Annotated in this window: 11 protein-coding genes; 7 read left to right on the top strand and 4 right to left on the bottom strand. The window is 74.9% G+C overall.

From position 1 onward, the window contains the following. Positions 1-4: 4 nt before the first annotated feature. Genes WME95_RS46175 through WME95_RS46165 form a run of 3 tightly spaced genes read right to left on the bottom strand, consistent with a single transcriptional unit; the run spans position 5 to position 4006 of the window. On the bottom strand, positions 5-388 hold the full coding sequence (locus WME95_RS46175) for a nuclear transport factor 2 family protein (RefSeq protein WP_437905565.1): 384 nt from the start codon (positions 386-388) through the stop codon (positions 5-7). A 43-nt stretch (positions 389-431) separates the two neighbouring features. Then, a complete protein-coding gene (locus WME95_RS46170) occupies positions 432-1142 on the bottom strand; it encodes a hypothetical protein (protein WP_437905564.1) in 711 nt (236 codons plus the stop codon). A gap of 50 nt (positions 1143-1192) precedes the next feature. After that, positions 1193-4006, bottom strand: coding sequence for a DUF4388 domain-containing protein (locus tag WME95_RS46165; protein ID WP_437905563.1), 2814 nt, complete (start codon positions 4004-4006; stop codon positions 1193-1195). 303 nt (positions 4007-4309) lie between these two features. Between WME95_RS46165 and WME95_RS46160 the strand changes: the two genes are divergently transcribed. The 7 genes from WME95_RS46160 (at position 4310) to WME95_RS46130 (ending at position 11743) form a co-directional block, all read left to right on the top strand. Then, on the top strand, positions 4310-4516 hold the full coding sequence (locus tag WME95_RS46160; RefSeq protein WP_437905562.1) for a hypothetical protein: 207 nt from the start codon (positions 4310-4312) through the stop codon (positions 4514-4516). Positions 4517-4582: 66 nt separating this feature from the next. Beyond that, on the top strand, positions 4583-5263 hold the full coding sequence (locus WME95_RS46155; protein WP_437905561.1) for a sterol desaturase family protein: 681 nt from the start codon (positions 4583-4585) through the stop codon (positions 5261-5263). A gap of 42 nt (positions 5264-5305) precedes the next feature. Then, a complete protein-coding gene (locus WME95_RS46150; RefSeq protein ID WP_437905560.1) occupies positions 5306-6535 on the top strand; it encodes a hypothetical protein in 1230 nt (409 codons plus the stop codon). 255 nt (positions 6536-6790) lie between these two features. Next, on the top strand, positions 6791-8452 hold the full coding sequence (locus tag WME95_RS46145; protein ID WP_437905559.1) for an ATP-binding protein: 1662 nt from the start codon (positions 6791-6793) through the stop codon (positions 8450-8452). After that, positions 8449-9618, top strand: a complete 1170-nt coding sequence (locus tag WME95_RS46140; protein ID WP_437905558.1) for a response regulator — start codon at positions 8449-8451, stop codon at positions 9616-9618. Before WME95_RS46145 ends, WME95_RS46140 begins: the two co-directional genes overlap by 4 nt. Positions 9619-9805: 187 nt before the next feature. Continuing rightward, on the top strand, positions 9806-10834 hold the full coding sequence (locus tag WME95_RS46135) for a hypothetical protein (protein ID WP_437905557.1): 1029 nt from the start codon (positions 9806-9808) through the stop codon (positions 10832-10834). Between the two features lie 243 nt (positions 10835-11077). Further along, positions 11078-11743, top strand: coding sequence for a superoxide dismutase family protein (locus WME95_RS46130; protein WP_437905556.1), 666 nt, complete (start codon positions 11078-11080; stop codon positions 11741-11743). A 115-nt stretch (positions 11744-11858) separates the two neighbouring features. Here the strand turns inward: WME95_RS46130 and WME95_RS46125 are convergent, their stop codons facing one another. Further along, complete coding sequence (locus WME95_RS46125; RefSeq protein ID WP_437905555.1) at positions 11859-13598, bottom strand: protein kinase domain-containing protein; 1740 nt, start codon at positions 13596-13598, stop codon at positions 11859-11861. Positions 13599-13610: the final 12 nt, after the last annotated feature.

Raw genomic sequence — 13610 nt, 5'->3', positions numbered from 1 at the left:
GGCGCTACGCCGCGTGCTCCAGCTGAAGCCCGAGGGCCCTCGGATCGAAGTACGCCTTGAACCTCCTGATGGCGCCGGCCGGGTGCTCGATGACGCTCACGCCGTCGTACGAGAACTCCCCTCCATTGACTAGCTTTCCACGGCTCGTCCACTCGAGGATGGCGGCCTCGCCCGACTCGACGATGCACCGGAACTCCGACCGCACCTCGACGAAGGTCTGCCGGTAGCTGCGCCAGAAGTTGCGGGCGCCGTCGGGGCCGTGGAGCGGCCTCGAGATCGTCGAGTTGCTGAGCTCGGCGTCGGGCGCGAACAGCCGCGCCATGGGCTCGACGTCGCCGCTCTCCTCGATCCGACGCAGGGCTTCGATGAACTCGCTCGCCTTGGACATGGTGCCTCCTGCGGTGCTGGCGCGTGCAAGGCGCGGACCTCTCTCAGTGCGCGGCGGAGCGCTCGTGCCGCCGCGTGACGACCGCGATGGCGACGGCGAGCAGCGCGGCGAGCAGGAACCCCCCGCCGAACGCGAGGCCGATGATCCAGGGCTGCATCGCCCTCCCCAGGCCGTCCGCGAAGCCCGTGGCGGCGGCGCGGCTCGCGCGCTCGATCGCGGCGCTCGAGCAGCCCGGGTCGCCGGCGGGGCACCCGGCGAGCTGCTCCATGAGCTCTGCCGTCCCCTCGCGCGCCGCGGCCCTCGCCGCGGCGCCCGTGCCCTGCTCGACGAGCGTGACGAGCGCCCGGTCGTGCTGGAGGGCGCCCTCGACCACGGCGCTGCTGACCGCCTCGCTCGTCTGCGCGATGACCGGCTCCAGGCCCTCGGCCTGCCGCCCGATCTCCGCCGCGCCGGCCCGGACCGCGTCGTGGACGATGGCCCCCACGAGCGGCCTCTCGCGCGCGCCCTCGGCCGGCCTCTCGGCCGATCTTCCGGCGGACTCGGTCCGGTCCTGCGCGTTGCGATCGAGCGCCTCGAGCGTGCCGTGGGTCGCCTCCTTCGCCGCCTCGCGGACGCACCCCGGGGCGAGCGCGAGGGCGGCGATCAGCGCCGCCGCGGCCGATCGACCGGAGCGCGTCGGCCCGCCCGCGCGCAGCGCCGCCGGCGCCGCCGGTCCGGGAGAGAGCGAGCATTGCACAGCCGCGCCGGCCTTCATCAACCGTGCCCGCCGCGCGCCGTACGGAGCGCGCGCCGCCCCGGTCCCCGCTACGGCGGCCCCGCCTCGATCGCCCGCCGGTACCGCTCGCGCCTGTGCGGCTCGCGCAGGATCTCGTAGGCCTCGTCGAGCACCTCGATGACGAGCCGCACGTCGTCGAGCAGGTCCACGGTCGCGGCGGTGAGCAGGGTGGACGGCTCGAAGGCCTTCCTCAGCGCGAGGTACGCGCGGCGGATCTCGTAGTTCGTCGCGTCGCGCGGGATGCCGAGGATCGAGAAATAGTCCCCGTCCTCCACCAGCGCGAGCCGCGCGCGCACGCGCTGCCGGATCGCCTCCTCGTCGAGCGGATCCTCCACCGGCGGGGGCGGCGCCTCGGTGATCGACGGCGGGATGAGGACGTCGAGCACCTCCAGGCACACGAGCGCGTAGAGCACGCTCGCGTTCTCGGGCTCCGCCACGCTCACGAGCTCGCCGACGCTGCGCCCGCGCGCGGTGCGCACGAGCTCCTCTTCCTCGCGCCGCAGCGCGCACTCGCCGAGCAGGTTGCGCCGGACGCCGTCGTCGAGGCGCGCCCCCGGGCCGCCGAGGCGGCGCAGGGCGACCTCCGGGGCGATCACGCGGCGGATCGTCTCGACGAAGACCTCGGCGCCGGTGGCGCCCCCGAAGACGTTCGGCTCCGCCTTGAGGCGGCCCGGCGGCTCGGGCTCGAGGTCACACGTGCCGGCCTCGACGAGCACGACGTGGCCGATGACCCACTCGGCGTGCGCGCGCAGCACCGGCCAGAGGTCGTCCTGGCCGAGGTGGCCGTGCGCGATGAGCGCCGCGCCGGCGTGCCGGCCCGAGGCGGGGAGCTTGCCCGCGAGCCGCGCCGCGACCTCGCGCTCGAGGTCGCCGCGCCCGACCAGGAAGGCGAGCAGCGTCTCCTCGGGGATGCTCGAGCCGGCGGTGACGAGATCGCCCTCGTGCAGGACGATGCGCCGCGCGCCCTCCTCGGTCGTGATCGCGAGGGCGCCGGAGGAGCGGCTGCCCACCGCGCGGGCCAGCGCGCGCGGCGCGTCGCCCGGGCCGAGCACCGTGGCCGAGGACGCCCCGCCGGAGCTCGGCGCCTCGTCGATCGGCTCAGGCGCCATGGCGCGGCCGAGCCCGGCCGCGGTGACCGTGGCGGGCGCGGGCGGCACCAGCGGCAGCGCGGGCGGCACCAGCGGCAGCGCAGGCGGCGCAGGCCCACGCAGGGACGCGCCGGAGATGGCCATGGACGGCGGAGCTGGCAGGTGCCCGCGGCCGAACGCGGCCGTGCTCGGCCCAGCAGACGGGCTCGGCGCCAGGAGGCCGCGCCCGAGCGAGCCGGCGCCCGCGCTCGCGGGGACGGGCCCGCCAGGAGGCGCCAGGGCGCGCCCCGCCGGGACGGAGCGGGCCGGGGACGGCTCGGGCTCCGCCCTTCCGACCGGCGACAGCAGCGCGGTCTTCACCTCGACCGAGGGAGGCGACACGAACGCGACGCCCGGAGACGGCGGCGACGGAAAGCCAGGAGCGCGGGCGTCGCGGGCATCGCGCGACCGGGGCGGCGGCTCGGTGATGCGCTGGCGCAAGCTCGGCTCGACGCGGCCCGACGGAGCGCGCGCCCAGTCGACGTCCTCGCCGCCGCGCGAAGGGCCGGCGCGGTCCCACGCGGGCTCCTCTCGCGGCGCGGGCGATGGCGAGGGCGACCGATCCCACGCGGGCTCGGGGCGCGGCGGCGGCGACGCGAAGGCGTAGGGCCGGCCCGCGTCGCGCGGGGTCGGCGGCGCGGCGTCGCGGCCGCCGCTCCGGCGCGCGGGACCGCCGTGATCGCGCTCCTCCCTGCCGTACGGGTGCGCCTCCCTGTCGAGCGAGAGCGCCGCGAGCTCGGGGCCCGCGCGCTTCGTCGCGTGCGCCCCGTCGAACGCGGGCTCGGCGTCGCGGTCGTCCTCGTGCTCGTCGCCCGGCTCCGCGAGCTCGACGAGGGAGTCGCCGGGCCCCGTGTGCTCGGCGCGGGTGGCCGCCGGCTGCAGCGCGGGCGCGACGCCGTACGGGCCGTCGCTCGTCCTCGACTGCGAGGGCGATCCGGCGGGCGCCTGCGCGACGGCCGCGCTCGCGCCGGTCCGCGGCTCGTCGTCCTCCGGATCGAGGGGCTCGTCGAGGGCGGAGAGCAGCTCCGACGACAGCATCAGGTCGACCTCCTCCTCGGCCGCCGGGATGCTCGAGGGGTGCGCCTTCGCCGTGACCCGCTGCTCGGCGGCGACGAGGATCTCCTCGAGCTCCGGGCTGATCCGCGCCGGCAGGAGGCGCGGACCGACCTCGTCGCCGTCCTCCTCCGGGGGCGGCAGCACCGAGCCGACGTCGAGCGGATCGAGATCGCTCGAGAAGTCGGGGTTCGACGGGACGTCGTGGTCGAGCGGCCCCGGCAGGCCCGCCGCGAGGCGCGCCTCGACGGCGTGCTCCCCGCGGTACCGCCCGGGCTCGGCGACCGCGCTCACGTGCGCGGCGAGCTCGGCGGTGTCGACCGGGCGCTCGAACACCTGCCCGAACAGCTGGGGATCGAGCTCCGCCGAGCGGACCGGATCCCCCACGAGGAGCACGGACGCGGCGACGCCGCCCGGCCGCAGGTAGAGGCGCTCGAGCGCCTCGATCGCGCCGGGCTCGTCGATGTCGACGATCACGACGCGCGGCGCGTCGCTCGCGAGGCGCGCGTCGAGCTCGGCGATCGGCGCCGCGATCACCTCGAAGCCCCGGCCCCGCAGCGCCGCGCCGATCGCCTCCCCGTCCGCCGACGCGTCGGCCAGCAGGATGGCGCCTTCGCGCGGGCGCGCCTGCACTGCTTCGTAGTCGTCGCGGGGCTCGGACACGGCGGTCATCTTGTGGCGGCGGCCCGGCGGAGCAGCGCCCAGGGGCCCGCATCGACTGGACTCTCGACGGTCGTCGGCGGGCTGTCAAACGCGATCGCGGCCCGCTCGCGTTCCCGCCGCGCAGCGCAGCTCCCTCCACGACCGCCCCGCCTGCGCGGCGAGGTCTCCACCTCTGCCGCGCTGGGAGCGCCCGGCCGACATCACCTCCGCGAGCGCGAGGCCGGCGCCGCCGCGTCGCCGCGCTCACGTACGGCGACGCGGCGGCGCCCCCCGCTGTGGGCGCCGCGTGGTAGACGTCGACGCATGGTGCTCGGCGCTTCCCACAACGAGATCGCCCTGACGGCCTTCCTGCTCCTCGTCGTGCTGCTCGCCGCGAAGATCGGCCGCATCGGCGAGGCCATCGGCGGGCTGTTCGAGCGGGAAGCGCCCGCGACGGACGGCGGCGCGCCCGCGGACGGCGCGGAACAGGCGGAGCAGGCGGAACAGCAGGCAGAACGCCAGGAAAGCTGAGCGCGCCCCCTCGCCGGCGGCCTCGCCCGCGCTTGCGTTCTGTTTTTTTAGAATTCATAGTTTTCGATGGTCGTGAACGAGCCGGCGCGGCCGCGGGCGCGGCGGCGCGAGGAGATCGCGGCGCGGATCCCGCGCGGGTACCGCCCGGCGCTCCACCTCGCGGCGCCCACGCTGCTCGGCGCGCTCGTGCTGGCGGCGGCGGTGCGCCTCCTCGACGCCGTCGATGCCGTCGAGCTCCTCGCGGTGCCGGCGACGATGCTGCTCGGCTTCGCCTTCGAGTGGTGGGCGCACAGGTCGGTGCTGCACCGGCGGGCGCCGCCGCTCGGCGCGCTGTGCGAGCGCCACGAGCGCGAGCACCACCTCGCCTTCACCGCCGACGACATGGCGCTGCGGAGCGCGCGCGAGCTCTGGCTGGTGCTGACGCCGCCCGCCTCGGCGCTCCTGGTCCTCGCCTTGCTGCTGCCCCTCGCCGCGGCGGCGGGCGCCCTGCTCTCGCCGGACGCGGCGCTGCTCGGGCTCGCGACGGCGATGGTGTTCTTCGTCAGCTACGAGTGGCTGCACCTCGCGTATCACCTGCCGGCGGACAGCCCGGTGTACCGGATCCCGGGGCTCGCGCGGCTCCGCGAGCACCACCGCAGGCACCATGATCCCCGGCTCATGAAGCGCTGGAATTTCAACGTGACCGTGCCCGTGTTCGATCTCGTCCGCGGGACGCGCTGGTCGCCGCCGCCGCGCAAGGGCGCGTAGCCGCCGGGGCGTCCGCCGCGGCCGTGTGCTAACGGGTCGCGCGTGCAGCCGCGGACCAGAGACGGCCTCGTCCTCCTGCTCGTCGGGGTCCTGCTCGGCGGCGGCGTCGCCTGGCTCCTCGGCCGCCGGCGGGAGAGCCCCCCCGCCGCCGCGCCGCGCGCGCTCGACGCCGTGCCCGCGGGCGCGATGCTCGTCGCGACGCTCGATCTCCCGGCGCTGCGCGCCTCTCCCGCGTTCGCCTCGTTCCTGCGCGAGGAGCGCGAGATCCCGGGGCTCGGCAAGGTGCGCGACGTGTGCGGCTTCGACCCGGTGGCCGCGTTGACCGAGGTCGCGATCGCCATCCCGGCGGCGGGCGAGGGCGGCGACTTCGGGCTGGTCGCGGCCGGCGCCGTGCAGGACGAGGCGCTGCTCGCGTGCGCCTCCAAGGTCATCGAGGCCCGCGGCGGGCGGCCGGTCGTCTCCGGGATCGGCAGCTTCCGCGCGGTGCGGGACTCGAGCGCCGAGGGCCACGGCGAGATCGCCGTGCGCCCCGGGGGGCCGATCCTGCTCGGCGGGGGCGCGTACCTGCGCGCCATGATCGACACCGCCGAAGGCCGCGCCGGGAGCGTCGGCGCGAGCGCCGCGCACGACGACATCGCCCGCGCCGTCGGCGAGGGGGCGGCGCGCGTCACGGTGGTGCTCACGCCCGAGCAACGCGCCGAGATCGGGCGCGAGCTCGCGCTGAGCGGCTCCGGCCGATCGCCCGCGGCGTCCCTGCTCTCCGGCGGCGCCAGCGTCGCGCTCGGCCCGGAGATCGCCGTCCACGCCGCCGTCCTCTGCGACGCGGAGGCCCCCTGCGAGGCGCTCGGCGCGGAGCTGCGCGCGGCGCGAGACACGCGCGCGGCGGACTTCGCGACGCGGCTCATCGGCTTCGGCGCCGTGCTCGAGCGCATCGCGATCGCGGCCGAGGGCAAGGCGCTCCACGCGCGCGTCAAGCTGTCGGCCGAGGAGGCCGGCGTCCTCGTCGATCGGCTCGCCTCGCTGCGCGGCCTCCGCCAGCCCGCGCTCCCGCCCAGGCGGCCGCCCGCCCAGGCAGACAGCGATGCGCCGCCGCACGCAGGTGCCAGCGCGCCGCCGGCGCGCGGAGACGCCGCCGCGCCGCCGCGCGGAGACGCCGCCCCGCCGCCGCGCGGAGACGCAGGCGTGCCGCCGCGCGGAGCCGCCGCCCCGCCGCCGACGGATGAGGTTGTCACCCCCCCGCAGCGAGCGAAGCCGGACGGCGGCGCGCCATGACGCGTGAACCCGCGCTGGGGAGCAGCGCGTGGACGCGCTGGGGAGAACCGACCGCCGCGTCGCGCTGCCGCGGCGCGGCTCCGTCGATTCCGTGGTCTGCCTGACGAGCGCGCCGCTCCATCGCCAAAAGCCGCGCGGCGCGCCCGATCGGGCCCCCACGGGCTGCCCCGAACTCCTGTAACCTGATCGGTGCCTTCCGACGGGATCGGCGCTCCGGTCTTTCCCGCCGCGCAGGAGGCGGGTGGGGCACATCGAATGCAGGTCGTCGGGATCTCCGCCTCCGTGGTCGTCGGGACCCTCCTTCTGGTCGCCCTCTGGGCGCTCCGCCGGCGGCTCCACGCGCGCGAGCTCGAGCTCGAGCGGAAGGCGGAGGAGCTCGCGGCCAGCCGCGCCTCTTCGCTGCGGCTCGGCGAGGAGCTCGCCGAGGCGCGGCGGGCCGAGGAGGAGGCGCGCAGGGCGAGGGACGAGGCCATGACCGCGAGCCGGTCGAAGAGCGCGTTCCTCGCCAACATGAGCCACGAGCTCAGGACCCCGCTCAACTCGATCCTCGGCTTCGCGCAGCTCGTGGAGCGCGACCCCTCGCTCGCCGACCGGCACCGCGAGAACCTCGCGGTCATCTGCAAGAGCGGCGAGCACCTGCTCGGCCTCGTCAACGACATCCTCGAGATGGCGAAGATCGAGGCCGGCCGCATGACGCTCGTCGACGCCGAGTTCGACCTCCACGACACGCTCTCGGGGCTCTCGGAGATGTTCGCTGTCGAGGCCCAGAAGCGGGGCCTCACGCTCACGGTCGAGCGGGAGCCGGACGTGCCGCGGCACGTCAGCGGCGATGAAGGGAAGCTGCGGCAGGTGCTGATCAACCTGCTCGGCAACGCGCTGAAGTTCACGCCGCGCGGGTCGGTCACGCTGCGCGCCTCGGCGCGGCGCGCGACAGGCGTACGTGAAGGCGGCGCGCACGACGGCGCGGCGGCGGGGCGGGTGCGGGTGTCGTTCGAGGTGACGGACACCGGCCGGGGCATGGCCAAGGCGGAGCTCGCGGAGCTCTTCGAGGCGTTCGCGCAGACCGCGACCGGGCGCCAGTCGCGCGAGGGCACGGGCCTCGGCCTGCACATCAGCCGGCGCATCGTGCGGATGATGGGGGGCGACATCCGGGTGGAGAGCCAGGTCGGCCGCGGGACGACGCTCCGCTTCGACGTGCGCCTGTCGCTGGCCGACGCGCCCGCCGGCGGCGCGACGCCGCGGGCGCTCCGGGCCGTGGGGCTCTCGCCGGGCCAGCCGAGGTACCGCGTGCTCGTCGTCGACGACCGGTGGGACGTGCGCCACTGCCTGCTCAAGCTGCTCGACTCGGTGGGCGTCGAGGCGCGCAGCGCGACGAACGGGCTCGGCGCAGTGGCGCAGTGGGAGACGTGGTCGCCGCACCTCGTCCTGCTCGACCTCCGCATGCCCCTGCTCGACGGCTACGAGGCGGCGAGCCGCATCAAGGCGAGCGCGCGGGGGCACGAGACGGTCGTCGTGGCGATGACCGCGAGCGCGTTCGAGCAGAACCGGGCGCTCGCGGCGGAGGCGGGGTGCGACGACTTCGTGAGCAAGCCGTTCCGCGACGCGGACATCCTCGGCCTCCTGACCAAGCACCTCGGGGCCCGCTTCGAGTACGAGGAGCGCGCCGCCGAGCCCGGCGCTGCCCAGGGGGCGGCGGCCGTCGACCTCGCCCGGGCGGCGGCCGGGCTGCCCGCCGCGCTCCGCAAGGACCTCCGGCGGGCGGCGACGCGGCTCGACGCGAAGGCCGTCCAGGCGACGCTCGATCGGTTCCGGCCGGAGGACGCGGACCTCGCGGGGGCTGTGGCCGAGCTCGCGCGGGGGTATCGCTTCGACAGCATCTTGGCGCTATCGAGCGCCGACGAGGAGGAGCCGTCATGACGGACACCGACGCAAAGCCAGCCCCCCGCGGGGCGGCCCCGGGCGCGCGGCCGGAGCGCCCCAGGGAAGAGCCCCCGAGCATCCTGATCGTGGACGACATGCCGGCGAACCTGTCGCTCCTGACCTCGATGCTGACGGCGCAGGGCTACGAGGTGCGGGCGGCGATCAGCGGCGCCATGGCGCTGATGTCGGCGGCGGCGGCGCCTCCGGACCTCATCCTGCTCGACGTGAGCATGCCCCACATGGACGGCTACGAGGTGTGCCGCCGGCTCAAGGGGGATCCCGGGACGGCGGACATCCCGGTCATCTTCCTGAGCGCGATGACGGGCATCGGCGACAAGGTGATGGCGTTCGACGCGGGCGGCGTCGATTACGTCACGAAGCCGTTCGAGCTGCGCGAGGTGCTCGCCAGGGTGGGGACGCAGCTGCTCTTGCACCGGCAGCGCCGGGAGCTCGAGCGGCAGCGGAGGGAGCTCGAGGAGCGCTACGCGCAGGTGCGCCAGATGCAGGCGGCGCTGCGCGGTTACCTGTCCGACCGGGCGTGGGAGAGCATCGAGGAGAGCGTGTCGTCGAACCGGCCGAGCCCGCCGGCGCGCGAGGTGCTGACGGTGCTGGTCAGCGACATCGAGGAGTTCGTGCGGCTCTCGGAGAGCGAGGATCCCGGGCCGCTGATCGCGGATCTCAGCCTCTACATGGCCACGGTGGCGCAGATCGTCTACGACCACGCGGGCGAGGTCGACAAGTACGTTGGCGACGGCATGCTCGCGTTCTTCCGGGGCGCGAGTGACGCGCTCGCGGCGGCGCAGCGGATGCAGCAGAGCATCGCGGCCTTCAACGAACACCAGCGCTCCCAGGGCCGGCCCGCCTTCCCGACGCGGCTCGGGCTCTCGACAGGGCCCGTCCTTTTGGCGAGCATCGGGTCGAGCGGCAGGCGGGAGTTCACCATCATCGGCGATCGTGTGAACACAGCGTTTCGGATTCAGGCGCAGGCGAAGGCCGGCGGCCTGCTGATGGATGAGGCGACGTTCACCGCGGCCGGGAGCCCTGGAGAAGCGATGCCCGCGCTGGTGCGGATCCGGGGAAAGCAGGGAGAGGAGAGGCTCTATGCGATCTCGCCGGAGGCGATGCTCTCGGGCGCGGAGGGGAGCGGGGCGGACGGCGGTTGATCGCTCACGCTCGCTCCCGGCCCGATAGGCTGGCTGTTCAAGGCTGCTCCCTGGCATTTTCGTGTTGCCCCGCACCGCCGGGGCCATTCGAGTTCCAGCGCCTGGATCGTGCGATCTGCCGAAAACGTTCGTTCTTGAACCACGCGATGACCTCGTGCAATAGTCGCCGCGGAGGATGGAAACGAACATGAATCTTCGAATTAGCGTTACTTTGCTTGGCCTGCTCGCGACCTTTGCGGCGGGCGCGGTTGCGTGCTCGGATGACGAGGGTGGCACGACGTCGTCGACGTCCTCGACCACCGGCACGGGCGGCGGCGCCACCAGCGGCGGCGCGACCGGCGGCGGCGGCGCCGGCGAGGGCGGCAGCGCCTCCAGCAGCGGCGCCACGGGCGGCGGCGGCGCCGGCGAGGGCGGCGGGACCGGCGGCGGCCCGGCCTGTGCGGCGCTGCTCTGCGACGACTTCGAGTCGTACGAGGGCGAGGGCGCGAACGGCGAGAAGATGGGCGCGTGGACGGTCTACACGGCCATGGCGGGCTCCACCGTGTCGGTCGACACGACGAAGCATTACAGCGGCGCCAAGTCCATCAAGGTGACCACGCCCGCGAGCACCGGAGACAACAACTACAAGTCGGCCATGATCAAGTTCACGGACGCCGACGGCCTTTCCCCCGAGGAGAACGTCATTCATGGTCGCATGATGTTCTTCCTCGAGGCTGCGCCGACGGGGGATGTGCACTGGACGATCATCGACGGTTCAGGGACCATTCCTGGCAGCGATTTCGAGGGAAAGCCCTACGCGGCACAGTATCGCTACGGCGGGCAGCACCCGGTCACGGCGGGCAGCCAGCTCATGGCGAACTACGATACGCCCGGGTACTGGGCCGACCCGAAGACCGGCCCGCAGACGGACTGCTGGCACCACGCGGAGGAGACGACGGTTGTCCCGACCGGCGCGTGGACCTGCGTCGAGTTCAGCTTCGACGGGCCGAAGAACGAGATGCGCTTCTGGCTCAATGGCGCGGAGCTGGCCGATCTCAAGGTGTCCGGGACGGGCCAGGGCTGCGCCAACAACGTGGAGAACTACACGTGGAAGGCGCCGACGTTCGACAGCATCGGCCTCGGCTGGGAGTCCTATCAAGCCGATTCCGCCCGCTCGATGTGGATCGATGACGTCGTGATCGGCACCGGGCCGATCGGCTGCCCGCCCGCGCAGTGAGCGCGCGCCGCTGAGCTCGGCGAGGCGCGGAGGCGGACTCCGCGCCTCGTTGATCTCTGTCCAGGGGTCGGGCGCTCGCTGCCCGCGGCGCCGGGGCCGGCGGGAGCGGGGTTGGCCGCGCGCCAGCGCGCCTCGAGCCGGCGCACCTGACGAATGTCGGGTTCGCCGATTGATCGCTCGCCAGGACCGCTCTACGAGACGGCGGAGGTCCAACGCCTCACGAACCTGGAGGTCTCCGCTGTGATGAAACCGGCCTATCGTCTCTCGCTGCTTGCCTCGTTCGTCCTGGGCGCCACCGCTTGTGGCGGCGCGCCCGAGCCGGCCCCTGCGGTCCCCGACGTCCCCGCCCAGCCGCAGCCTGCGCCGGAGCCGCCCGCGGCCGCGCCGCCCGAGGCCAGCCCGCCGGCGGGCGCCGCGGCGCCGGAGGCCGCTGCGCCGCCGGCCGCGCCGCCTGCGCCGCCGGTGAGCGTCTCGGTGCCCATCGAGGCGCGGACCAAGTCGAAGCTCAAGGGCACCGCGACCTTCACCGAGGTCGAGGGCGGCGTGAAGGTCGCCGTCCAGGTCTCGGGCGCTCCCAAGGGCAAGATCGCCGTCCACGTGCACGAGACCGGCGATTGCAGCGCGCCGGACGCGAAGAGCGCGGGCGCGCACTACAACCCCGACAACCACCCGCACGGCCTCCCCGACGCCGCGGCCCGCCACCTCGGCGATCTCGGCAATATCGAGGTCAAGGCCGATGGGACCGGCACCCATGAGATCATCGCCACGGGCGCGAATCTCAAGCAGGGCGCTCCGAACACCTTCCTCGGCCGCGCCATCATCGTCCACGAGAAGGCGGATGACGGCGGCCAGCCCGCCGGCAACGCCGGTGGCCGCATCGGCTGCGGCGTCATCTCGCAGGGCAAGTGACGCGCGCGGCGCGGCCCGCCGCTCCGCGCTCACGACATGTCGACTCCACCTCACCGCCTGTCCCGAGAGGGCCTCTCCCCGAGCGCCCGCAGGGCGGGAGTCTCCCTCTCCGGTGTCACCGGGGCGGAGCGCTGACCGGAACGCCCTTCCCCCCCGGGGGCCCGGAAGCGCTGGAGCCCGGCGGCCGCTCCTCGGGCCGCGTTCCGCTGGCCAGCAGCGCGACGACGATCGCCGCCGCCACCGCCGCCAGGACGAAGCCCGCCCTGAAGGGCGAGCGCAGCCGCCGGAGCGTGTCCGCGAGCGTCGTCTCGTCGGCGTCCTCCTCGACGCGCGCCCTCTCCGGAGCTGGGCCGGCCGCGCCGAGCCCGACACGGCCGGCTTCCACCCGGGGCTGCGGCCGGTCCGAGCCGGCCGCCGCCTCGCTCCGCTCCGCAGGGCGGGCCTCCGCCCGGACACCCGCGTGGCCCGGGACCGCGACGGCCTCGCTCCGCTCCGCCGGATCCGCCTCCGCAGGGGCGCGCGGGCGGCCCGAGACCGTCGCCGCCTCGCTCCGCTCCGCAGGGCTGGCCTCCGCCCGGGCGCGGGGGCGCTCCGAGACCGTGACGGCCTCGCTCCGCTCCGCCGGATCCGCCTCCGCGGGGGCGCGCGGGCGGTCCGAGACCGTCGCCGCCTCGCTCCGCTCCACCAGGTCGGTCTCCGCCCGGACGCGCGAGCGGTCCGAGACCGTGATGGCCTCGCTCCGCTCCGCCGGATCCGCCTCCTCGGGAGAAGCGTGGAACACGGGAGGTGGCAGCTCCGGGCGAAGCTCGATCGCCATTCCGCCGGCGGATGGGGCGGAGCCCATGGTGGTGGGGATCGAGCCGCGCTCCCCCGCGTCGACGCCGTCCACGCCGGGGCGCACCCCGGACAGCGAGTCGCGCATGCCCCCGCGCAGCATGCGCTGGATGCGGTCGACGAGCGGCTGCGCCGCGGGCGGCGCGAACGGGCGGAGCGCCAGCGTGAGCTCCGCCAGGTCGGGCCAGCGCTTGTCGCGATCCCGCTCGAGGCACCGCATGATGATCGGATCGATGTCCGGCGAGAGCCCGCGGACGACCTTCGACGGCAGCTGCGGCACGAACTTGCCCCCGAGCACGAGCGAGACTGTCTGGACGGAGCGCGCGTGCATGGGATACCGGCCGGTGAGCAGCACGTAGAGGAGCGACCCGACCGCCCAGATGTCCGCGCGCGCGTCGACGTCGCGCTGCCCGCGCATCTGCTCGGGGGGCATGTAGTGGGGCGTCCCCAGCATCTGACCCGTGCTCGTCCGCATCTCGGCGACGCCGAGGAGCGCCGCCTGCGACACCTTGGAGACGCCGAAGTCGAGCACCTTGATGCACGGCGTCCCCTCGCGCGTGTGCGTCAGGAAGAGGTTGGCCGGCTTCACGTCGCGGTGCACGAGCCCGAGCGCGTGCGCCTCCGCGAGCGCGTCGCACGCCTGGAGGACGTAGAGCGTCGCCTCCTCCACCGGCAGCGGGCCCCGCTGCTTGCGGATGACCCGGAGATCGCGGCCGTCGAGGAACTCCATCACCATGTACGGCAGCCCGCTCTCGAGCCGCCCGACGTCGTGCACCTTGACCGCGTGCTCGCTCCTGAGCCGCGACGCGATCCGCGCCTCCTGCAGGAAGCGCCCGCACATCTCCGGATCGGCCGCGGTGGCCGGCAGCAGCACCTTGATCGCCCGCAGCTCGTCGAGATCGACGTGGGTCGCGGCGACAACGGCGCCCATCGCGCCCTTGTCGAGCAGCCGGTCCACGCGGTACTTGCCGGCGATCAGGGTCCCGACCTCCAGCCCTTCGATCTCTTCCAGGCCGCGCATGTTCGAAACCTC

The sequence above is a fragment of the Sorangium sp. So ce327 genome, from assembly GCF_051530205.1.
GTDB classification, from domain to species: Bacteria; Myxococcota_A; Polyangia; order Polyangiales; family Polyangiaceae; genus Sorangium; species Sorangium cellulosum_B.
Note: the sequence above shows the minus strand (reverse complement) of the source record. Positions and strands in the feature narration are given on the sequence as shown.